This is a genomic window from Sphingomonas sp. (assembly GCF_041661825.1).
Taxonomy (GTDB): domain Bacteria; phylum Pseudomonadota; class Alphaproteobacteria; order Sphingomonadales; family Sphingomonadaceae; genus Sphingomonas.
The window spans coordinates 1,152,137-1,173,729 of sequence record NZ_JBAZTU010000001.1 but is presented as its reverse complement, the minus strand read 5'-3'; the positions used below and the strand labels follow the sequence as shown (position 1 = coordinate 1,173,729).

At 62.7% G+C, this 21,593-nt stretch carries 17 protein-coding genes; 10 read left to right on the top strand and 7 right to left on the bottom strand.

Annotation, left to right across the window (positions count from 1 at the left end; all coding sequences use genetic code 11):
* The first annotated feature begins 373 nt into the window (after positions 1-373).
* The 4 genes from WC729_RS05360 to WC729_RS05345 all read left to right on the top strand — a co-directional run bounded on the left by WC729_RS05360 (position 374) and on the right by WC729_RS05345 (position 4,768).
* The gene (locus WC729_RS05360; RefSeq protein WP_372850284.1) at positions 374-1,192 is read left to right on the top strand and encodes an OmpA family protein; all 819 of its coding nucleotides are present in this window, start codon (positions 374-376) and stop codon (positions 1,190-1,192) included.
* Positions 1,193-1,214: 22 nt separating this feature from the next.
* A complete protein-coding gene (locus WC729_RS05355; protein WP_372850282.1) occupies positions 1,215-2,441 on the top strand; it encodes a hypothetical protein in 1,227 nt (408 codons plus the stop codon).
* Positions 2,442-2,443: 2 nt separating this feature from the next.
* On the top strand, positions 2,444-3,724 hold the full coding sequence (locus WC729_RS05350) for a hypothetical protein (RefSeq protein ID WP_372850280.1): 1,281 nt from the start codon (positions 2,444-2,446) through the stop codon (positions 3,722-3,724).
* 105 nt (positions 3,725-3,829) lie between these two features.
* Positions 3,830-4,768 (top strand): tetratricopeptide repeat protein, encoded by a 939-nt coding sequence (locus WC729_RS05345; protein WP_372850278.1) that lies wholly within the window; start codon positions 3,830-3,832, stop codon positions 4,766-4,768.
* A 775-nt stretch (positions 4,769-5,543) separates the two neighbouring features.
* On the opposite strand, the gene WC729_RS05340 is transcribed toward WC729_RS05345, so the two are convergent.
* Both WC729_RS05340 and WC729_RS05335 read right to left on the bottom strand, forming a co-directional pair.
* A complete protein-coding gene (locus WC729_RS05340) occupies positions 5,544-7,598 on the bottom strand; it encodes an alkaline phosphatase (protein WP_372850276.1) in 2,055 nt (684 codons plus the stop codon).
* Between the two features lie 101 nt (positions 7,599-7,699).
* The gene (locus WC729_RS05335) at positions 7,700-8,518 is read right to left on the bottom strand and encodes a LytTR family DNA-binding domain-containing protein (RefSeq protein ID WP_372850274.1); all 819 of its coding nucleotides are present in this window, start codon (positions 8,516-8,518) and stop codon (positions 7,700-7,702) included.
* Between the two features lie 136 nt (positions 8,519-8,654).
* Here WC729_RS05335 and WC729_RS05330 point away from each other — a divergent pair, with 136 nt between their 5' ends.
* Both WC729_RS05330 and WC729_RS05325 read left to right on the top strand, forming a co-directional pair.
* Positions 8,655-9,653 (top strand): alpha/beta hydrolase family protein, encoded by a 999-nt coding sequence (locus WC729_RS05330; protein WP_372850272.1) that lies wholly within the window; start codon positions 8,655-8,657, stop codon positions 9,651-9,653.
* 97 nt (positions 9,654-9,750) lie between these two features.
* Entirely contained in the window at positions 9,751-10,764 is a 1,014-nt protein-coding gene (locus tag WC729_RS05325; RefSeq protein WP_372850270.1) for a proline iminopeptidase-family hydrolase, read from the top strand.
* Positions 10,765-10,809: 45 nt separating this feature from the next.
* On the opposite strand, the gene WC729_RS05320 is transcribed toward WC729_RS05325, so the two are convergent.
* Together WC729_RS05320 and WC729_RS05315 are read right to left on the bottom strand one after the other, a co-directional pair.
* A complete protein-coding gene (locus WC729_RS05320) occupies positions 10,810-11,154 on the bottom strand; it encodes a hypothetical protein (protein ID WP_372850268.1) in 345 nt (114 codons plus the stop codon).
* Positions 11,151-11,843: a hypothetical protein gene (locus WC729_RS05315; protein WP_372850266.1), complete on the bottom strand. Its 693-nt coding sequence runs from the start codon at positions 11,841-11,843 to the stop codon at positions 11,151-11,153. The genes WC729_RS05320 and WC729_RS05315 overlap by 4 nt, the downstream gene beginning before the upstream one ends.
* 228 nt (positions 11,844-12,071) lie before the next feature.
* Here WC729_RS05315 and WC729_RS05310 point away from each other — a divergent pair, with 228 nt between their 5' ends.
* Both WC729_RS05310 and WC729_RS05305 read left to right on the top strand, forming a co-directional pair.
* Positions 12,072-12,998, top strand: a complete 927-nt coding sequence (locus tag WC729_RS05310; protein WP_372850264.1) for a ThuA domain-containing protein — start codon at positions 12,072-12,074, stop codon at positions 12,996-12,998.
* A gap of 118 nt (positions 12,999-13,116) precedes the next feature.
* A complete protein-coding gene (locus WC729_RS05305) occupies positions 13,117-14,757 on the top strand; it encodes a hypothetical protein (RefSeq protein ID WP_372850262.1) in 1,641 nt (546 codons plus the stop codon).
* A gap of 61 nt (positions 14,758-14,818) precedes the next feature.
* On the opposite strand, the gene WC729_RS05300 is transcribed toward WC729_RS05305, so the two are convergent.
* Positions 14,819-15,559 carry a Type 1 glutamine amidotransferase-like domain-containing protein gene (locus WC729_RS05300; RefSeq protein ID WP_372850260.1) on the bottom strand — a complete coding sequence of 247 codons (741 nt, stop codon included), beginning with the start codon at positions 15,557-15,559 and terminating at the stop codon, positions 14,819-14,821.
* Positions 15,560-15,882: 323 nt separating this feature from the next.
* Here WC729_RS05300 and WC729_RS05295 point away from each other — a divergent pair, with 323 nt between their 5' ends.
* Positions 15,883-17,031, top strand: coding sequence for an AAA family ATPase (locus WC729_RS05295; protein WP_372850258.1), 1,149 nt, complete (start codon positions 15,883-15,885; stop codon positions 17,029-17,031).
* 145 nt (positions 17,032-17,176) lie between these two features.
* On the opposite strand, the gene WC729_RS05290 is transcribed toward WC729_RS05295, so the two are convergent.
* Both WC729_RS05290 and WC729_RS05285 read right to left on the bottom strand, forming a co-directional pair.
* Positions 17,177-18,778 (bottom strand): DUF4139 domain-containing protein, encoded by a 1,602-nt coding sequence (locus WC729_RS05290; RefSeq protein ID WP_372850256.1) that lies wholly within the window; start codon positions 18,776-18,778, stop codon positions 17,177-17,179.
* 4 nt (positions 18,779-18,782) lie between these two features.
* Complete coding sequence (locus tag WC729_RS05285) at positions 18,783-20,330, bottom strand: DUF4139 domain-containing protein (protein WP_372850254.1); 1,548 nt, start codon at positions 20,328-20,330, stop codon at positions 18,783-18,785.
* A gap of 393 nt (positions 20,331-20,723) precedes the next feature.
* Between WC729_RS05285 and WC729_RS05280 the strand changes: the two genes are divergently transcribed.
* Positions 20,724-21,386 carry a hypothetical protein gene (locus WC729_RS05280; RefSeq protein ID WP_372850252.1) on the top strand — a complete coding sequence of 221 codons (663 nt, stop codon included), beginning with the start codon at positions 20,724-20,726 and terminating at the stop codon, positions 21,384-21,386.
* Positions 21,387-21,593 lie beyond the last annotated feature (207 nt).

Sequence of the window (21,593 nt, the reverse complement as noted above, 5' to 3'; positions counted from 1 at the left end):
CGCCTCCTGCGCGATCCGGACCGATCGGCCCATCTTGCGGCCATTGCCCCCGGCCGGCTCGCGCGCAATGACAACGTTGTGGGGTCAGGCACGCAAAACTGCGACCATACACGGGTAGACGAACAATCCGTGAGGTGCGAATAGGTAAGAATCAAAACCGGGGGCAAGCGTTTTGAACTTTACAGTCGCTAGGTTCAGTATCTGGGGTGTGCTCTCCATAGCTATGGGGTGCTTGCCATGGGGCGGCGCGGTCGCGCAGACTATGCGAGAAGTTACCGAGCTACCGAGAGATTGCAGGTCGTTAGCGCCGCCTCAAGCGATTGGGACGCTACAGCGTTGGCAAGTCTTTGTTCGACTTGAGCATTGCGACAGAATGAAGCGGCTGCGGCGGCTATCCGAGATACTCCCCCCCGATCAGCGGCCCCGATTCTTCGAAGGGATTATTCCCGCCTCACGGCTTCCGAGCGAGTTCGGAACCGACCTGCCGGTATTGAGGGTGGTCTTTCCGGATCGGACATTTTTCGACACGGCCCAATCGATCTTGCGTCCGGAAGCACAGATGGTCGCCTCGATCATCTCGGAATCGCTTCGGCGCGAACCTCCAGACGTAGCAATGTTCGTGGCGGGCCACGCTGATAGCCGCGGCAGCGATGCTCAAAACGAAGTCTTGTCGATAAATCGCGCGGATGCGCTAGCGCGGGCCATCTTCGCGCGTGGCGTGAGCAACAGTTCGATCTGGAGAATCGGGTTCGGCGAGGATATGCCATTGCAGAGTGGGGAAACTGACGCCGATTTCGCCCGAAATAGGCGCGTCGAGTTTCTATTTTCGGCAAAACCCGAAGCAGTGGCAACTTGGATGGCCGATCAGCAGCTCGGTGAGCTTTGCCAGTCGTCGAGCGAAGCCGATTCGGCATCTTGCAGGGCCAAGTTGGCGTTTCGTGCTGGCTACGATGCGGAAGTTGTCAATCCGAGGGGCGAGCCCAGTATCGTTCAACCGCCTCCATCGCTTGACCGCAAGAAAGTTCGGCCTGTGCGTCTACCCCGGTCTGTTGTCAGTCCGACATCGGGAGGGCAACGCATTGTGAAACTGCCAACCGTTCCGGCAAGGGCTCAGGTGATACCGGCCAACGTTAGGAAGATACGCATCGATCCGGTTAATCCGGACAGTAAACCGGTTACAGTTATTCTATAGAATCTTTTTGGGGGGGAAGCTAATGCCGATTGAAGCTTATAAGGCGTTAGACGTGGGGATGAATAGCTCAGCAGCCAATGCGCTTTTCTCAAGAGCGGATGACGAAGCCTCGGCGACCAACCTGCACCTGACCGGGGATGGCGACGCGGGGGCGATGAGCGCGCACCTGACCCAGGCGATGAACGCCTGGCTGAATGCAGAGGTCGCGCCGGCCCGCGGGGCAGCTATCACGTCGATCAAGACAGCGGCGAGCCAAATTCTCCTTCCAGGCGGGGTTCACGGTATCGTCCCGGAATTCGAGAAGGACAGGCTAAAGCGTGATCGGAATACGCGGCGGGTGGAAGTGCACAATACCTTCCATGACCGACACGGCGCAGATGTTGAAAAGCAGGAAGAGACCGAGCGGGAGTATGAAGCCATGCGGGCTTATGAAGGAGGGCGCAAGGCTCGCAATCCCGGCCGTCTGATCGACTTTCTCGTTATAGTGCTTATCATGGTACCCGAGAGTTTTATCAATTATAGATATTTTCTAGAGTATCTGAAGGTCGGCATTGTTGCTTTGGGTTCGACTATTATTGTGGGGTTATTATTCGGTGCTTCGGCATATCTGGCGGGTCGGTTTTGGAAGGCTTATTACTATTACATGGCGCCTGATAACGACCGGCAAAGGGCAGAAGGCGTCCGCATGATAATCCTCGCAATGGGGGTCTTGTTCATTGCGCTTATGGCTGTTGGCGCTGTTCGCTACATGGGGATTGTTAGGGACAACGTTGGACGAATTCTTATTGGACAGCCTCCGCTTGAGCCATTCTCACAGACTGGAATGCTGCTGTTCGGTAATCTGGGTGTTTTTGCGCTCGGCATGGCCCTCACTTACTGGCTGCATGATAAGAATCCATTATTTGCCGAAAAAGCAGAAGAGAGTGCAAAATTAAGCGAAAAGGTCGCGCGCTTGCGCAAGCGGGAACTCCTCGACCGGCTTAAGCAGATCGACGACTCTTACAGCCAGAAACTGGAGCGCATGCAGGCGCAGGCCGCCCTAATGAACGGAAAGCCCGGATACGACCAGATTTGCAATAACGTCAGCGTCGTGGCCAACAAGGACGCTTCAGTATTGGGACTTTTGCAGGAATATCGTGCGCGACTGATTCGGAAGTTTGGTGCTGATACAATCATCCATCTCGAGAATCGTCAAACGATGGATGCCGCCGGTTTCGCTGCGCTGCCTATCGGTCTCTACAGGTGTTGAAAATGACCACTAAAGCCTTTTTGACCGCATCGGCGGCGGCCGTTCTTGCATTTTCTTTGTCAGGATGCGGCACTGGAGAAACGAGCGGAGGCGGCGGGGCGGGTGTAATTCGCGACGAAGCCTATTGCAGCAAGTCTGGGCTTTCTGCTCCCCTTCGCCAGACATTCATTCTGATCGACGCCAACGTCGTGAAGAAGTCCGAGATGGCAAGCGATTTTGCGGAACGCAATCTGTTCCTGCGGGATCTCGGCCTGGCCTTCGCCAATCCGGCACTGTCGCTGGCGAGTGGATTGAGCGATCCGCGCGAACGCATTTCTATCATGCTGGTTCCAACTGACGGATCTCCGGCACAATTGGTATTTACCGGCTGCATTCCCGGCCTCTCTCCGGACGAGGAAGTCGCCGCACGGGCAGGCGCATCTTGGGTCCGCGAGTTTGCCACCGGCGATGCGCTGAAAGGGATGGCCGAGGATGCCGAAAAGTTCCAGATAAACGCGATCGGCGGGCTCACCAGCGCGGCTAAGCGCGGTGTTGACACGCCGGAACCGCAGACCGGCTCGATTACCGGTTCGGCGCTATTCAGCGCCATTCGCGCATCAAGAGGCGTGCTGGAGCCGCCCAAGGGAACCATCGCGCGCTATGTCCTCGTAACCAACCTGAGCGCTGTTGCGTTTGAAAGCTCCGAGTCTTCGGACAGCGCGCGCAAGCAAGGGCAGGATGCAGGCTTCAAGGCGGGAGGGGACTTCGGCCTTTCCGATGTGATGATCGTCCAACCCGAAGGTGCGGCTCCCGAGGGCAAGGACTATCTGGAGGGCTTCCTGCTGGCCCAAGGCGGCAGGTTGGTGTCCTATTCTTCCGGAAAGCCCATGGCAGGGGAACGCGCGCCGAAGACCGTGCGATACTTTGAAGGCGAGGCAGCCTACCCGGGTCGAAGCGAGCGCCTGAAAATGCGAATTGCCGACGACGGCAAGGGCAACCTTTCATCATCCTGGTTGACGATGCTTGGCGGGATCAACAAGCCGATCCCGCTTACCGGTCAGATATCGTGCTCCAGCCCCACGATCTGCAAGATCACGTCTGATGACAAGGGCTTTGCCCAGATTTGGTCGCCGCAGCCGGGCGGCAAACCCGAATTCATCAATGAAATGCCATTTGCCGGCATGCGGAACTTCAACTTCGAAATCCGGGGCAAGGAACTAAAGGGTGAGGCCTCGGATCCAATGGTCCAGATTGGTAACGATGGCTCGAAAAGCTCCATTGCAATAACAGCTGATATCCGGTGACGGGCTTGGCGCGCAAATATCGGGTGACTGAACTCACCGAAAATCCCTAGCTCGCAGTGAGTCGGTATTTGTTCGTTAGGGGGATATGTCTTGGGAGGTAAGGCAATGCGTAGGTTCTTAACTCTGGCCGGCGCCATTGTGCCTGTCGCGCTGACTATATCTGTCCCTCTTCGGGCGGAGACCTTGCCGATAGAGGGCATCTATCCAGCGGGTAACGATACTCTATCGGCGCTTAATTCTCTTGCAATTCGATCCTTCACGGGAAGCGAAGGACAGTCGTTGGCGATACAACTTGAGCAAAGGCTGCGCGATGTCTCTGTGAAGGGGGTGCCCTATTTCAGTATCGTGCCTTTCCGAGGCGGCGGGAGCGCGGATGGGGCGCTGAGCGGAAGTGCCTATGGGAGATCGGAAACGCGCAACGAAGTAGTCAAAAGGCAGATTTGCGCGGCGAGAAATGACAAGGGGAAATGTGTAGAGACGCGCAATGTGGATGAAAATTGTACCAGGCGCAACATCACCCTAAATTACACGTTGTCGGTCGAGGGGCGCCGGCAAGAACGCTTGTTTGCGATTAGTAATACTGTGGTCAACACAAATTTAATATGCTCCGATACGACCGGCGTGCCTCCTATCGATGTTGTTTTACAATACTTGACAGCTAACCTTGCGGGCGAACTCCGGCTTCAATTCGCGCCGATGGAGCGCCGTGAAGATATTCGTGTGAAGGAAGGAGTCGAGGGTTTAGAAGGCAATGCAAAGAAGAAATTCAAGGATGGCATAAAGCTAACCAAGAAAAATACTACTTCTGCGTGTGAGGTCTGGGGGGAGGTGGATCAGCTTGTCCCCAATCACGCTCCGACACTATTCAACCTGGGGCTTTGTGCTGAATCGCGAGGTGAATACGATTCCGCTGAAGCGCTCTATACGCGCGTCCAAAATCTCGACAGGAGCCAACAATATGCCGCCGCAGCTATTCAACGCCTGGGGCTTCGGCGTCATGCGGATCGGCAACTGGCAGTTCATGTCACTAGACGGCGTTCATAATCTCGCAGCCCTTAGTGCACGTGAATCAGCAGAGTAGAGATCGCATACTCGACGTGAGCGGAAGGTGAATAAGTCAGTGGCACTACACATCAAGAAACAGGCAGCCGCTTGTCTGGTAGCACTCTGGAGCATCGCTGCTTATGGGGTTCAAAACAATAATTCTAGTGAAATTCCTGCAGAGTTCGTGGGTGCGTGGCAGGCCCAGATTGAAGGAAAAGGCTTTAAGCTCAAGACAAACTATAATATCGAAATGAAGATCAGCGATGGTCTAAGTGGCGCCCCTGAAGCGTTGGTCAGTTATTTCGCGGGTGACGTGAAGAGACCTTCGACCATCTGTCGAACTCAGTTAACATTGGTATCCAGGGAACAGCATAGCCTGATCTTCGAGGAGTCGCGAAACTATAGGAGTCGCAAAATCGAAGAAGCCTGCCCGATCGGGAATCAGCTGGCCATTGCAACTAGAGGGGGAGAAATATGGGTGCAGTGGCGTGACGTTGGGAGGCGGAAGGTCACAGTCAAGATGGAAGCAGGCGCGCATAGATCGACGGGCGGCATGGAGTGTCGGACCGTCGGCGGTAGCGATCGATCCGGACACGAAGTGTGGTGCCGGACACCGGAGGGGGACTGGAGACCTAAGGCTCTCTGACTGCTCGCCAGAGCGGTTGCCTCGGACTCGGTATCTCACGCGTCCTTGATTTCTATATAGGCTTTTCGGGATTTGCGTCCGGGCGGCTGAATGACCGAGATTGGGCGCCTTGCCATTCCACGCTAGTCATCAAACCGACAATTTGGCATCCCCCTCAAGCACCCGCTGCTCCAGCCGCGGCGGCGTGCCCGGCCGCCACAGGCGGGCCTGGTGCGATACGCGGTACCGAAGCGGGCCGCCGTCGGGCGTGGTCGCGCGCGCGATCGGGCGGACGATGCAGACGAATTCGGTCTCGATCGTGTCGGGCCCGGCGCTGACCACCGCATAGCCGTGCCCGGCCATGTCGACGAATTCCAGATGCGGTGCGACGTCGGGATTGGTCAGCGCCCGGGCCTTCACGATGTCGCCGCTTGACGCATATTCGAGCGCCGCGCGCACCCCGCGCTTGATCGTCAGATTGATCGTGTGCTCGGGCGCGCCGCCCGCCGGCTTGCGCACGTACAGGGGCAGCACGGTGGACGGTTTGAAGAATTCGGCGGCTTCGCCGAGGCCCGGCGCGGAGATCGATCCGGTGATGAAGCTGAGCCCGACCGGCTTGAACCCGGCGGGCGGCAGATGCGGCGCGGCATAGCCGGCCCAGAAGCTGTGGCGGTCGCCCGAGACGGTGACGAAGCCGGACACCTTGCGGTCGCGGACCAGGTCGTAAATCTCCGCACGCTCGTTGAACGCACCGCTGACATCGCCGCCGCCGAAGGTTCCATAGTCCTTGCCCATCCACGCCGCCTTCACCAGGCCGGCGGGCAGGTTCTGCGGGTCGGTGCGCATGTCGAGCGTGCCGTTGGTCGCGCCCCAGATCTTCCAGGTCGCGGTCGATCGGGTCAGCCGCTGCTTGAGCCACGCCTTCTGCTCGCGGCCGAGCGCGGTGTAGGCTGGCTCGTCCTTGCGATAATTGGGGATGGTCTTGTCGCCGATCGCGATGGTCGCGGGGGGATTGCCGCCGGCATAGTCCTTCCCGCCATCGACGATCTCCATCCATTCTTGCGGGAGGACCGGATATTCTCCCGAATCGAGCGCAGCCGCCTCGGGCCGGTCCGTCGGGTCAGCCATCTTGTAGCTGTGCAGGTCAGTCAGGATCAGCTCGACGTGCCGCCCGTAGCGCAGCGCGCGATAGGCAGTCATGCTGCCGACCGCGGTGCGATTATTGGCCTCGGTGCCGAAACCGTGATCGTCGAATGCCTCGATCGGCGCGGTCGTCACTACGGGCGGCCGGAACTGATCGAGCCCGGCACCCGATGCCTTGCGGACGCGCGACGGGATATATTCCCACCACGCCTGGTTGGCCGCGACGCGCAGCGGCTGCGCGGGCTCCACCTTGCCGCCATATTTGATGAAGCTCTGCCAGCCCTGCCACGAGAATTCGTGATTGTCGCCGATGCACACGAACGGGAAATGCGCCCGCGCGTCCTGGATGTCGGGATCGTCGATATGCGCGCGATAGACGTGGCGATAGCCGGCCAGATTGGTCGGTACGTGGAAATTGCCGACCTTGCGGGCGTCGGGTACCCGGCCGAGGTCGTAGACGGTGCGCCCATAACGGCGCGGTAGCTCGTCGGGATATTCGACCACTTCGTAAATGAAGTCGCCCAGATGCAGCACGAAGCCGAGCTTGCGGTCGTCGGGCGCGCGCTCGTCCTCCCAGATCATCCGGCGAAACGCGTTCTGGGCGCCTTCGTTGACGCTCTGGCACGACACGAACGCGAAGCGGACCGGGCGCCGGTCGGTGACGCGCGGGGCAGTGATCGTGCGGCCGATCCGGCTGCCGGCGCCGCTGTCGTCAGTGAAACGGTACCAGTAGGTCGTCGCCGGCGAGAGCCCGCCGACGAGCGCGCGGCAGGTCCAGTCGGCCGCCGCCAGCACCGGCACGCGCGCCGTGGCGACGACGCGGCGGAAGGTCGCGTCCCGCGCCACTTCGACCGTCAGCATGTGCCGCTCACCCTGGTCGAACGGCCGCCTCGTCCACAGCATGATGCTATGCTCGTCCGGATCGCCCGAAGCGACGCCCTGGGGATAGAGCGTGCGATCCTCGCGCCACGCGACTCGCGACAATGCGGCGGCCGATTTCGTCGCCCATATGCCAAGGACGCCGATGACTGCAGCGCCTGCCAGAAACTCTCGACGGTCCATCTTGCGCTCCCAGCTCGTACAAGCCGACAGTTTCGTGGCGGCGACCTCCGGTCAAGCCGCGCTGTCGCGGTCTGCACCGCTCGTCCAGCGAACGGCCGATCTCAGCGGTGAGGAACCGTCTCTGTCCGGATGCCGTCGCTTTCCCGATCGCTGATCCATCCGGCGGCCTTGAGGTGGATCACCGCAGAGCGTGCCACGGGGGCGATCGTGCCGTTCGAGAGGTGAAGGCGCATCGACCGTGCGTTTCCCTCCACCTGTTGCACGGCATGGCTGGCGACCCACCAGGACCGGTGGATCCGCAACCCCTCCGTCTCCATGCCTTTAATCGCGCGGGCGAGCGGCATCAGGATCAACTCGGACCCGTTCGGCCGATGCACCCGGACGTAATGATCCTCCATTTGCAGCGCCAGCACATCCCGGCCGAGCGGGGCCGAGGTTGCGGCAAGCAACGGCATGGAAACCGGATTGGCCGACGCACCGGGCGCGGGACGGCGGAGGATGAAGAAGGCCGCGCCGGCCATCGCGACCAACCCGATCGTCGTCGTCTGTGCGAGCCAAAGCGGCCAGGGCAGGTCGAGCTGCCCGAGTTCGGGCCACAGCCAGAAGGCGGCCGCCCGCGTCGCCAAGGCTTCGGGTACGCTGAGGAGCAGCGTGGCGCCGACCAGCGAAAGCCACCATTTGGGGGAGCCCGCGCGGGCGAACGACGTGACGATCCGGAATCCGGTGCCGTACAGCATCAGGGCGAGCAGCACGGCGGCGACCCAATAGCCCGTGCGCTGGACGGGGCCGCCATTCATATAGCTGCCGAACGGTCCCAGCGCTGCCAGGATGCTGCCGGCGACGATCGCGATCCCGATCCCGCGCAGCATGGACATGGCTGTCCTGCCGGAAAGACGCTCGGAGATCACGGGGCGCATCATGCAGCCGTTCTATCGGGACGGTGACGGCGAACAAGCCCGTTCGCCGATCCGCGAACCCGTTCGCCCATTCGCGAAATCCGGCTTTCGCCGGCTGCGTCGGCATGCCCAACAGCGCCGCATCACCACGGAGATTGCCATGTCGCTGCGCCTCACCCCTGCCGCTCTCTGCCTTGCGGCTCTGTTCCTGACCCCGTCCGTCGCCCCTGCGGCGCCGGCCGCCGATGCCCCCATGGCGCAAGCCGGCTTCGAACGGCGGACCACCGCCGACGGCATGGAAGTCGGCATCTGGTATCCGGCGTCGGGCAAGCCCGCCTGGCAGCGGCTCGGGCTCTTCGCGCAGGAGGTCGTCGCCGACAGCACAGTGCCGAGCGCGCGGCACCCGCTGATCGTCATGTCGCATGGGACGGGCGGCGATTTCTCCGGCCATGTCGATACGGCCGTGGCCCTCGCCCGCGCCGGCTTCATCGTCGCGGCGCTGACGCATCCCGGCGACAATTGGCGCGACAACAGCCGCGCCACCCGGATCGAGGACCGCCCGGTCGCGCTCAGCACCCTCATATCCTACATGCTGACGGCGTGGCCGGGTCACGCCTCGATCGATCCCGATCGGGTCGGCGCGTTCGGCTTTTCGTCCGGCGGGTTCACCGTCCTGGCCGCGGCCGGCGGGCGGCCGGACCTGACGCGCCTGGCGGATCATTGTGCGCAGCATCCGACCTTCTTCGTGTGCACGCTGCTGAAGACGCAGCCACGCAGCATGGCGGGCGCATGGCCGGCGATGCGCGATCCGCGCATCAAAGCGGTGGTCGCCGCGGCGCCAGCGCTGGGCTTTGCCTTCGACCGCGCCGGGCTGGCCGAGGTTCGCGTGCCGGTGCAGCTCTGGCGGGCCGATGACGACCAGATCCTGCCCGCGCCCTTCTATGCGGATGTGGTGCGGGCGGCCTTGCCGACCGGGCCGGAATTTCACACCGTGCCCGGTGCCGGCCACTTCGATTTCCTGGCTCCCTGCGCCGACCTGACCGCCATGCCGCAGCTGTGCCGGAGCGCGCCCGGTTTCGACCGCGTCGCGTTCCATGCGCAGTTCGACGCGGAAGTGGTGCGGTTCTTCGCGACGCGACTGAAGGAGCCGCGGCCGTAACCATTCGATGGGCGGGAGACTGAGCCGGTCGATCCGGGGCTTTGGCCAGCGCCCCGGATCGTTATATGCTTCGGCGACATCCATGGGGAGCAGCATGATGAGGGTTCTTCTGGCGGCCGCGATCGCGCTGGCCGCGCCGATGGCGGCTCCGGCCCCGGCACAGGATGTACCTCGCACCTATCTCGATTCGACCGGCAAGGCCGATGCCTGGTCCGGCGGCGTGCGCATGGTGCCGATCAGGACGCCCAAGGGCGATTTCAGTGTCTGGACCAAGCGGGTCGGCAACAATCCGAAGCGGGCAATATTGCTGCTGCATGGCGGGCCGGGCGCGACGCATGATTATTTCGAGGCGTTCGACAGCTTCCTGCCGCGCGAGGGCCTGGAATATATCTATTACGACCAGCTCGGTTCGGGCCGGTCCGACAAGCCGACCGATACCGATCTGTGGACGATCGACCGCTTCGTCGACGAGGTGGAGCAGGTCCGTGTCGCGCTGGGCCTGACGAAGGACAATTTCTGCGTGCTCGGCCATAGCTGGGGCGGCATCCTGGCGATCGAATATGCGCTGAAATATCCGGCGAACCTGAAATGCATGGTCGTGTCGAACATGATGGCCTCGATCCCGGCCTATAACGCCTATGCGCAAAAGACGCTGATGCCGGCGATGGACCAGACGCTGCTCGCCGAGGTCAAGGCGATCGAGGCGCGCGGCGACACGGCAAACCCGCGCTACATGCAGATCCTGGGGCCGATGCATTACGAACGGCATTTCCTGCGCCGCCCGGCGGCCGAGTGGCCCGAGCCGGTCAACCGCGCCTTCGGGCAGCTCAACACCCAACTCTACACGCTGATGCAGGGCCCGAGCGAGCTGGGTGCGAGCGGCCGCCTGGTCAACTGGGACCGTTTCGAGGATCTCGCCAGGATCAAAACGCCCACCCTGGTCATCGGCGCGCGCTACGACACGATGGACCCGGCGCATATGGCGGCGATGGCGAAGAAGCTGCCGAACGGCCAGTTCGCCCTGATGCCGGAGGGCAGCCACATGGCGATGTATGACGACCAGCAACGCTATTTCGCGGCGCTGACGGCGTTCCTGAAGGCGCGGGAATAGGGGGAGGTCGAAGGGGATTGGTGAAAAGCCGACCTCTCGACAGGCTCACTCGCTGAAGAGCCGCTCGATGCCCATGAGTAGTCCGTGGGCCTCTTCGCGCAGGCTGGGCTGCTGCATCAACCAATTCTCTGTCGCTGTCCGAAAATGGTTCAGAGCTTCAGCAACGGACAGGCTCACTTCGTCCTGAGCAACGTAGAAAAGCAACTGACCCTTTGCCGGTGGACATTCGTCCTCTCCTTTCCACCAGCTCCAGCCGACGCCATTGCTCACACTTTCAATGCCAGCTGACGTACGACGCAGCATGGGCAGATATTCGCTGTCAGGCCAAATGTTGAGAAACGCCTGAAGCGGAAACAGCCGGTCCGGCAGACCTATGCGAAATCCGTTCATGCGAGGGAGGTGATGATGAGGTTGGTCCACTCCCGAGCGTCCGTCGATCGCGCACGCATATCCACGCCCTCCAAGACGCGGGCAAGCATGGTCCAGGTGTCGCGACGCTGATCATGCGGTGTCGTTCGGTGCAGCCATGTGTCGTCCGTCGGAAACCGACCGACCACGGCCTTTTCTCGTTCGGCGATCCATCGGCAAAGGGCGACAATCGCGTCATCGGCAACCCCGCCGGCGCGAAGCGCACAGTGAAGCAGGGCCACGCCGAGAAAGGCATCCTCTTCGGCGTAACCAGCGGATGCCGTGCGATCCACGAACCAGGTGAGCAGCGATCCGGCCTCGTTCCAGAGGTCTGCACCAACAGCCTCGAGGCTCGCGACCAGTCCGGCGACGGTTTCGTTGAAGCTGTTATAAGCACCCATGTCGGCAGTGCCGGCCGATCGTAACAGGGCGGCGCAGCAAAAGGCTCTCATCCAATGCCCTCGCACCCCCGCGCCGCCCGGCTTGTGGTCCGGTCGATCGGGTTCGGACCAGCGGATCAGTTCCAGGACCTCGTGCGGATGCCAGGCAAATGCCGGCAAAAGGCCCTTGTCGCGCATGCCCAGAAGCGCGTCATAGTGAAGCTGGGCGCCTGCCGTATAATCCGCGTCGGCTATTTCCTGCAGCATCGCATCATCGACATGCGCCGCCACGGCCCTGAACAGGCGGTCGGACTCAGGCTCGAAGAGGTGCGGGAAAGCGCGTGCCATGTCTGGCTTATAACAAGGCGGCGCAGGCCGTCATCCTGAACGGCGTGGCTGACATCGCACTCCAGTGGCTATTTCATTGCACCGCCGACCAGGCTAGGTTCTCGCACGAATCATATACTATATTTGATTGCCTGATCCCGGAACCGGGGCTGGCGCATCAGGGGAGAGGCAATGCTGAAATCGGTGGTGATCCGTATCGGTCGTTCGATCAGCAGCGCGGCGGGGGTCGTCGCGCTGGTTCTGCTGGCGGCCGGCGGCAACGCGGCGCCCGCTGCCCCGGCCCAGGCCGAAGTGCCCGCACCGAAAAAGATCCTGTTCCTCGCGGGGCCCAAGGAGCACGGCCCGCCCGGCCGGCACGAATATGAGAAGGATCTGCGCGAGCTCGCCTGGTCGATCGATCATGCCGGCAACCTGAAGGGCCTGAAGACCGAGGTGATCGTCGGCCGGCCGCCGCGCGACCTGAGCGTCTATGAGGACGCCGCCGTCATCGTGATCGACGGCAATGGCGACTGGCTCAAGCGTGAAACGGGTATGCTCTTCCCGCAGGCACAGGACACCAATGGCCGCGTCTATGATGCGGAGACCACCGCCTGGCTGAAGAGCTTCGACGAACTGATCAAGCGCAAGCATATCGGCGTGGTCATGTTCCACTACACGATGTGGATCGATAACTGGGCGGGGCGGGCCTATGTGCTCGACTGGCTGGGCGGGACGTGGATCCCTTATGCCTCGCACAATCCGGTCGATAGCTGGGCGGTCACGCCGCTGGCGCCGAAGCACCCGATCCTGAGCGGCGTGAAGCCCTGGACGTTCCGCGAGGAGATGTATTCGCGCTATTTCCTGTTCACCAATCCGAAGCGGACCGAGTTGCTGTCGGGCACGCCGAAGGATCCGAAGAATGGCGGGCCGGACCCGATCTCCTGGGCTTATGAGCGGCCGGACGGCGGACGGGCGTTCGTGTGGGGCGGATCGGACTTCCACGACAATATGCACAGTGTGGCGGATTACCGGCGGTTCCTGCTGAACGGCATCGTGTGGACCGCCGGCGTCGCGGTGCCGCGCGGTGGCGTTGCCGCGCCGCCGCCGCCGGAGATGTGAGGCCGTATCGTCCGCTGTGCGCCCGGATGAGGGCGCCTGGCGGACGCAGAGCCGCCCAAAACGTCCATCGGGCGCAGGAAGCGGTGTATTTCGTACGACAGAGGGATATGCTGGCCCCATGAGCCACCATCCTGTCCGCCCCGCTCCCTTTTCCCCCTCTCTGGTTTCGCGTCGCAACACGCTGGCGATGCTGTCGTCGACCGTCCTGCTCGCCGCATGCGGCAGCAGCGGCGGCGGGTCGCCAACCCCGACGCCGAGCCCCGCACCGACGCCGACGCCAACGCCCACGCCGACCCCCACGCCGGTGACCGGTCCCGCCTGGTTCGGCTATGGCCATGATGCGCAGCACACGGCCGTGAGCGCGATCGCGTCGCAGGATCTCGGGCGTATCGCATGGTCGTCGGCCGTCGACCTCGCGCCGCAATATACGGCGGGCGGCGCGCTGCTCACCCATTATGGCTCGCCGGTCGTGACGACGCACAACACCGTGGTGATCCCGGTGAAGACGACCGCCACCGGCAGCTACCGCGTCGAAGGCCGCAACGGCGCGAACGGCGTGATCATCTGGTCGGCCACCACCGACTATGTCATGCCGCCGCGCAACTGGCTGCCGCCGTACAATGTGCTCCTTACGCAGCAGGGCCGCCTCTATGCGCCGGGTGCCGGCGGCAAGCTGATGATGCGGGCCGATGCCGACGCGGCCACCGGCACTTTCGCCGCGCAGATCTTCTTCGGCGCCGCCACCTACAACGCCAATGCCGCGGCGTTCGACGGCACCGTCTTCGTCAACACGCCGCTCACCGCGGATGCGAACGGCAATATCTTCTTCGGCTTCCACGTGACCGGCGCGAACCCGGCGGGGCTGGTGAGCGGCATCGCGCGAGTCGCGCCCGACGGCACCGGCATCTGGGTCGGCGCGGCCGCGGCGGCGACCGATCCTTCGATCCAGAAACCCGTGATGAACTGCGCCCCGGCGATCTCGGTCGACGGCAGCACGGTCTATATCGCGGTGAACAGGGGCTCGACGAGCGCAACACAGACCGGCTTCCTGCTCGCGCTCGACAGCACGACGCTCGCGACCCGCGCCAGGGTCGCCTTGACCGACCCGAACCTGCTCACCCCGGCGCGCCTCAGCGACGACGGCACGGCATCGCCCGTGGTCGGCCCCGACGGCCGGGTGTTCTACGGCGTGCTGGAATCGCAGTTCCCGACGCACAATGCGCGGGGCTGGCTGCTGCAGTTCGATGCGCTGCTCAATCCGGTGGGCGTGCCGGGCAGCTTCGGCTGGGACGTGTCGCCCAGCATTATCCCCGCCTCGATGGTGCCGTCCTACGCCGGCACCTCGACCTATCTGCTCGCGCAGAAATACAACAACTATGCCGGGGTGGGCACGGGCGACGGGCTGAACCGGCTGGCCGTGCTCGACCCGAAGGCGAGCCAGACCGATGCGATCGTGCCGGGCGTGCAGGTGATGCGCGAAGTGCTGACGATCCTCGGGCCTACGCTGGACGGCACCACAGCCACGTCGCGGCGCGAATGGTGCATCAACACGATGGCCGCGGATCCGGCGCGCAAGTCGATCCTCGCGAACAATGAGGACGGTGTGCTGTACCGTTGGGATCTCACGACCAACACGCTGTCGCAGAACGTGCGGCTCAACGCCGGACTCGGCCAGGCCTATACGCCGACATTGGTCGGCGCGGACGGCGCGGTCTACGCGATCAGCAACGCGACGCTCTATTCGATCCGCGCCACATAGGCTGAGTGGACAATGATGCTGCCGCTTCGCCAGCGTCGCTCTGCAGATTGTCGGCGGGGGCTCAGTCGGCTTTTTGGGGAGTAAACAGTTTCCACCGGCCTTCGGTGACGACCTCGACGATGCCGTTGTCGACCTTGACCGCGGTCTCCTCATCGATCGCGTACACCGGCACGGGCAACCTGGCAGCCCATACTTCTGCATTGGCCGAGGACGCGTCCAAATGGTTCGGGTTTTCAAAGTGCGGTATGATCGCAAAGTCGGTCAGCCCCATGCCATGAGCGATCACCAGGGTTCTTTTGACGTCCCCGTCGGGCAGAATGATCTCTTCCGTGCTGAGGGGCCGCCCGGCGGCGCCCGGCAACTCCGAATAGGCTTCGCCGAAGAGGGAAGCCGTAGCGATGGCGCCGGCGCTTACGCCGACATAGACCGGGGGCTTCGCCAACGTCGTCAACAGCTCGGTCAAACCTGCTTCTGCCATCCAATAGGCCAGGAACAGCGGATCGCCGCCCCAGACGAGGATCGCGTCCGCCTCCTCGACGTCCGCGCGCCAGTTCTCCGGAGCAATGCTGGGTAGCGCCGTCAGCTCCAGCAGACCCACTGCTTCCCAGCCCAACTGCGCCATTGTCGCGGCGCGCGGTCCAGCGATCGGATTCATGGCATGATACGCGCCGTTCCTGAACGGATAGACGCCCGCCGGCACGATCAGTGCCTTGGACTGGGCAATCGGCTTACCCAGCAGATCGACAAGCGCACCCTTGATGGTGGGATTGGTGATGCCGGACGAGGTGAGCAGCAGCTTCATTGGACATCTCCCTGCATCAGGCTCCGACCGCGCCTGGCCGCTTCTATTGCCTGTCGGCGGAACCCTGGTCTTCCTGTCAAGAAGCCTATGGTGCGTCGATGGCTTGTGTGAAGACCGTAATTTGGTCGTAAGTGGGCCGTCAGCCGGTGGAGAGCACCCCTGTGTTGAGACGCATCCAATTGGGTGACAGTTGGACATTGCCATAGGTTGAAGGGCTGGTGGAGTGGCGGAGTTCGGTTTCGAACTCGGCCGGCGACTTCCGCCCGGCAGCTCGGCGGCCGCGAAGGTGGAAAGCGGACTCCTTGCCGGCTAACACCGGCGACATGATTACCTGCCTTGCTGTGTCCGGATATCGCTCCCTGCGGGAAGTGACGCTCTCGTTAGGGCGGCTCAATGTCATCACCGGCGCGAATGGAAGCGGGAAATCGAGCCTTTATCGAGCCCTCAAATTGCTTTCCGATGTAGCGCAAGGTCGGGCAATCGCTTCGTTGGCAGTGGAAGGGGGCCTTGCTTCAACGCTCTGGGCAGGCCCTGAGACTTTCAGCCGTGAGATGCGTAGTGGTACGCAGCGGGTTCAAGGCACTCGACGAAGCGGGCCAGTCAGCCTCAAGCTGGGCTTCTCTTCGGAAGACTTCGGCTACGCCATTGATCTCGGGTTACCGATCCCGTCTCGAACGCGGTTCGGCCACGATCCGGAGATCAAGGTTGAGACGGTGTGGACAGGGCCTGTCCTTGGGCGTGCGAACGTCGTTGCGGATCGGCGTGGTCAACTTGTCCGCGTTCGAAGCAGCGATACGGGCACGTGGCGGGACAGCTTCGGCAATCTGCCTGCCTTTGACAGCATGATGACCCACTGCGCCGATGCTTCCGATGGTCTCGAACTGCTGCTCTTGCGCGAACGAATGCGTGCCTGGCGCTTCTACGACGACCTGCGCACGGACCGGGATGCGCCCGCCAGACGACCCCAGGTGGGGACCTTTACGCCTGTTCTGGCGGGTGACGGCTCGGATATTGGTGCTGCAATTCAAACCATTATCGAAATCGGCGATGTCGATACGTTGGAAACCGCTATCGCTGACGCCTTTGATGGCGCCGCTATCTCTGTTGGCGACCGGTTCGAGGTGGAGATGCAGCAGCACGGGCTTCTACGCCCACTAATTGCTTCCGAATTGTCGGATGGCACGCTTCGCTACCTGCTGCTGGCCGCCGCCCTGCTCTCGCCTCGACCGCCGGAGTTGATGATTCTCAACGAACCGGAAGCAAGTCTCCATACAGACCTTCTCGATCCGCTCGCGCGGCTGCTGATCAAGGCTTCGGAACGCTGTCAGATCATCGTTGTGTCCCATGCGTCCAAGCTGGTCACTGCGCTTGAACGGCACGCCGAAAGCACCTTGATCGAGCTTCGGAAAGTGATGGGCGAGACCATCGTGTCGCAAGCCGACGGTCCAACCTGGAACTGGCCCTCGCGATGATCGCAATCTCGATACGGGGAAACAGCAGCGAACGCAGGTAGGGCGATTGCTTTTGGAAATTAGCCCTTCCCGCTTTGCTGGCACTTTGTCGCCGACGCGCGTCTTCAGTTGCGGCTGTTTCCAATGCGCAGCAGTTCTCTTTCGTCTATTCGGTATGGCGGACGTCCCAATGCAGCGCCCGGCTGCTGTTCGCCGGCACATTGACGGTCATGACGTGCTGGCCGTCCTTGATCATATGCTGGCCTGGCACCTTGCTCACCGCCCACACCGAACTATCGGCGAGCGCAATCTCGAGCGTGATCGCATGGTTGTTCGCGTTGGCTACCAGCGCATGAAATCCATGCCATTGGCCGTCCGTCAGGTCTGCATCTTCGGCTTTGCGTCCGCACGTCAGATAGACATTGCTGGAGTTTGCCAGCGCGAGTTCCACGTCCTGGCCCGAGGCATAGTCGCGGATCCACTGCTCGCCGAGTAACAACTCGCCAGCCGAAGTCGGCTCGAATACCGCTACTTTACCGGACGGCAATGCCACGCCCAGCCCATGCGCCGCGTCATTGCGCGTTCTCAGCCACAGGGCGGCCGGCCAGAACTGCCTATCGCCGCCGTCGTCGCTTTCCGGCCGGCATGCGCCCCGGTGAAAGAGCCTCCCGTCCACTCCCGGCCGATCGAGAAAGGCGACCTGCTTCAGTGATTGCGCCGCCACCGTGACAGGTTCGGGCACGCGGTAGAGCTTCACGTCGCCCAATGCCTCTTCGCCGGCCTTCATCGCGATCGCAGGAGCTCCCGCGCTGAGCATCCGGCTACCCGTGACGACAATGTCTTCTTCGTCATTCGACTCCGCGCGGAGAGCGAGAAATTGGGGTGCAACCACCGGCTTCGCCATTGTTCCACGCGCCGTGCTGCCCAGGGGATAGCAGGTCAGCCGGAGCGGCTTTGCCTCGAGCGGATCGGACAGGGAGCGAAACTTGCGTTCGACATTGATCGCCCCGGCGACCGCCAATAACGTGGCGCCGGGGAAAGTCTGGCCATTGTCATTGGCAATGGTGAGCCAGGCAATCAGGCGGAGCTTCTGCCTGGCGGGGCCCATGCCTTTCTCCAGCGTCGCGAGATAATTGGCCTGCCAGTCAAATCCTGTCGCGAGATAGGTCAGGGTGATGCGATAGCTGCCACCCGTTGCGCTATTGGTGTTGACCGAGAAGACCGGCTCGGCAGAAAGCCCGCCGGGCACGCGGTCGAACGTCAGTTTTTCCGGCAGGCCGGCACAGCGCACCGCTTCGAAACCTTCACGGGTCTGAAGCACGAGCCCGCCATCGGCGCGGGTGCGGACGACGGCGTCCTCGGACGTCGCCAGACCAGTCGCCGGATTGGTCCGGCTGATCGTGACGCGATTGCCCAAACTGCCATCGACCAGCGCGGCCGGGGAGAGCAGCGCACCGTTGCGGTTCTTCTCGATCGTGCCGCCGGGCAAGCCGGTGACGATCGCGGTAACCGCGACCATGCCTTCCGCCACACCTTCGAAGCGGATCGTCGATGGCCCGGCGGGCAGGACGACGGTGCGCGTCTCGCTGATCATGGCGAAGCCATTCAGCGAAGCGCGAGACAGCGCGGAGGGCAGGGGATCCTGCGCGCGGTCGGGATCGCGGTAGACAGTGACCGACAGGTCCTGGGGCGGCGACGCGGAGACGGTTTCGCGCGCGAGCGCCGGAGCCGGCAGGATCAGGAGGATGAGCAGGAGGAGCCGGGTCATCGGATCAGTACCGGCCGTCGAGGACGACGGTCAGTTCGGTGGCACCGTTCGCCGGCACCGGGACCTGCCATTTGCGCTGGTTGGAATTGACCTGTTCGCCGGGCACGGTTTCACTGACGACGCGATAGTCGAGGCTCCACCAACCCCGGTCCAACCCCCCCTGGACCAGGCTGACCGTCACCGGCTGCGATTTGGCATTGGTCAGCTTGTACCGCAATGTCGTGCGATAGAAGGTCTTTGGTCGATCCACGTCGACCTGGGTGACGATGACGCCGTCGCGAAGCACGCGGTAGCGCGCCGTGGTTTCCCACTCTGCGCTGGTGATCTCCTCGCGCTTCACCACAGTGGCCTGGACAAAGATGTCGAAGGCGGCGCCCGTCGTCAGCAGCATCTCGCTTCCGGTCGGGGTATGCCCGATCGGGCTCTCGCCGATGAACTGCGGCGTACCCTTGCTGTCGCGCTGATAGAAACGGACGGTACCGGCGGGCAGCGCATCGCCCAGACCGCCCGCGTGGGACGTCGAAAAGGCTATCTGACTGGCTACATTGACCGGTGCGGTGTCGTTCTGCATCCAGTCGATGGTGCGGCCATAGACTTTGCGCGCCGCCACGCCCGCGACATCGAGGAAACCCACCTGCTTGGTCTGGGCATTGGCGATCGTCGTGCGCCCGGCAATCGGGTAGAGATAATAATCCCCCAATTGACTGCGATTGGTCTTTTCCGTCCCGGCCCTCACCATCCCGGGTTGTACGGGCTGCCGGTTATACTGGTTGTAGGAACCGGCGTAGTTGTTGTTGCCGGTGGTGACCATCGGACTGCCCGCCACCAGCACGGTGAGGGCGTTGACGAAGCTGGTGCCGGTCTGATTGGTGAGCGTGACCCAGCCCTGCATGTCGATAACGCCCCTGGTCTCGTCAAAAAGCGCGACGTAATCGGCCGCCCATCCCAGCCCCGGGGTGAGATAACGGATCGATGCCGGTCGCGGCCCGGCCCGGTCGCTCTGCACCGTCACCGACAAGGTCGGCCGCGCCCGCAGATTGGGGGGCACGCGGTCGAAGATGGCGCGAACCGGCAGGCCGTCGTCGCGCAGCACTTCGATATGATCGCCGACCCGGACGACGACGCCGCCGGCGGTCGACAGCACGGTCGCCCGTTCGCGGGTTTCCGCGCCGGTGGCAGGGTTGGTGCGGACGAGCGTGATCGTCTGACCGATGGCCTTTTCCATCAGGCTGCCGGGGCTGAGCAGGTCGAAATCGAAATTCTGCTCGGCAATCGCGGCGCCGCCAGCGACGAAGCTCAGCGTCTCCGGGCGGATGCGGCTGGACACGTCCGGAAACTCGATCCGGCTGCGGCCCGCCGCTATGTCCAGAGTGCGTACATCCTGGATCAGGGCGAGATCGTTATTGTAGATGGTAACGGCGACGTCGCCCTGCGCGCTGGCCTCCTTGGCCGGGACGGTCGTGGGGCCGGGTTCCTGCGCCAGCAGCGAAGCGGGGCAAAGCAGTGCTAGGCCGGTAAATCCGATGAGGTGCCGACGGCAAAGACGGGGCATGAAATTCTCCCTGGTGACAGCGGCTGAATCATCCGCATGTCACTGGGACGCGCCGGCCCCGGATATCCTTGGGAGCGATTAAAAGAATTTTTCGAGGGCTCTGGGCCAGTGTCGATCGAGGAAAGCGATTTCGTACCATCCTACCCAAACGAGGAGCGCGGCGTAGTTCGGTGTTGCGCCATAGTTCGATCGACACTCGAATGCCCACGGTCTGCCGATGGCCCATCCGATGGCCACGCAGGTCAATCGAATATTCTGTAGTTTCGACGTGGGACGGATAGGATGTCGGCGACCGACTGAACGGCTCGCCGTCGTTCAAGGAGATTAATTGTGGCGATTCTGACTGAGGCGGCACGGGTCAAGCCCAGGGGCGATCGTCGATTCTTCGGAGCGATGGCGATCGTCATGTTGGTGGCGACCTTCGTGGGTTTCGCGCCGAGTTATTTTCTGGCGCCGGTGTTTGGCGCCAAGCCATTGTCGGTGCTGCTCCATGTCCACGGCGTCGTCTTCACCGCCTGGATAATGCTCTACGTCGCGCAAACGATGCTGATCTCCGCTGGGCGCGCCGATATTCACCGGATCGCCGGATACGCCGCCGTCGTGCTCGCGGGCGTCATGGTGCCGCTGGGCATTGCGACGGCAATCATCACCAAGCGCGTTGCCTTCGCCCACCATTTGCCGCCGCAGGGGCCGCCCCTGGTCTTTCCCCTGGGCGCGATCTTGACCTTCGCAGTGCTGATTGGCGCAGGAGTGACGATCCGCAAGCGCGCCGCCTGGCACAAACGGCTCATGCTGCTTGGCACGGCGGCGATCCTGACCACGCCGCTCGCCCGGATCACGCGCTTTACCCATATCGGGCTGACGCCGGCGCTCGGCGGGATGATCCTGACGGACATCCTTCTGGCGGCCCTGATACTTCACGATGTACGGACGCGCGGCAGGCTGCATCCGGCGACGATCTGGGGCGGCGGGTTCTTTTTGGCGACTCAAGTTCTGCGTCTCGCCCTCAATGCGGCTCCGGCCTGGCAGGCATTTGCCAAGGGATTGACGGGCTGAGTCAAACGGCGGTTTCCAGACTTGCCGCCTCGAATTCCAAATGATCGGGATTGCGGTGACGTCACCGAACGATCGCCGCTTCGGGACTGCGGTAGGGGGCGCTGTATGTCCGCAACCCGGTCTTGGCCGCCACAAAGCTGCCCGTCGACTCCCGCCCCACTTGCGGACATTCGCGGCTTGATCGCATATAGCGCCGGTGGCTCAACC

Coding starts and splice junctions, on each gene's coding strand:
- WC729_RS05360 (WP_372850284.1), top strand. CDS start 374: ATGAAGCGGCTGCGGCGGCTATCCGAGATACTCCCCCCCGATCAGCGG.
- WC729_RS05355 (WP_372850282.1), top strand. CDS start 1,215: ATGCCGATTGAAGCTTATAAGGCGTTAGACGTGGGGATGAATAGCTCA.
- WC729_RS05350 (WP_372850280.1), top strand. CDS start 2,444: ATGACCACTAAAGCCTTTTTGACCGCATCGGCGGCGGCCGTTCTTGCA.
- WC729_RS05345 (WP_372850278.1), top strand. CDS start 3,830: ATGCGTAGGTTCTTAACTCTGGCCGGCGCCATTGTGCCTGTCGCGCTG.
- WC729_RS05340 (WP_372850276.1), bottom strand. CDS start 7,598: ATGGACCGTCGAGAGTTTCTGGCAGGCGCTGCAGTCATCGGCGTCCTT.
- WC729_RS05335 (WP_372850274.1), bottom strand. CDS start 8,518: ATGATGCGCCCCGTGATCTCCGAGCGTCTTTCCGGCAGGACAGCCATG.
- WC729_RS05330 (WP_372850272.1), top strand. CDS start 8,655: ATGTCGCTGCGCCTCACCCCTGCCGCTCTCTGCCTTGCGGCTCTGTTC.
- WC729_RS05325 (WP_372850270.1), top strand. CDS start 9,751: ATGAGGGTTCTTCTGGCGGCCGCGATCGCGCTGGCCGCGCCGATGGCG.
- WC729_RS05320 (WP_372850268.1), bottom strand. CDS start 11,154: ATGAACGGATTTCGCATAGGTCTGCCGGACCGGCTGTTTCCGCTTCAG.
- WC729_RS05310 (WP_372850264.1), top strand. CDS start 12,072: ATGCTGAAATCGGTGGTGATCCGTATCGGTCGTTCGATCAGCAGCGCG.
- WC729_RS05305 (WP_372850262.1), top strand. CDS start 13,117: ATGAGCCACCATCCTGTCCGCCCCGCTCCCTTTTCCCCCTCTCTGGTT.
- WC729_RS05300 (WP_372850260.1), bottom strand. CDS start 15,559: ATGAAGCTGCTGCTCACCTCGTCCGGCATCACCAATCCCACCATCAAG.
- WC729_RS05295 (WP_372850258.1), top strand. CDS start 15,883: ATGATTACCTGCCTTGCTGTGTCCGGATATCGCTCCCTGCGGGAAGTG.
- WC729_RS05290 (WP_372850256.1), bottom strand. CDS start 18,778: ATGACCCGGCTCCTCCTGCTCATCCTCCTGATCCTGCCGGCTCCGGCG.
- WC729_RS05285 (WP_372850254.1), bottom strand. CDS start 20,330: ATGCCCCGTCTTTGCCGTCGGCACCTCATCGGATTTACCGGCCTAGCA.
- WC729_RS05280 (WP_372850252.1), top strand. CDS start 20,724: ATGGCGATCGTCATGTTGGTGGCGACCTTCGTGGGTTTCGCGCCGAGT.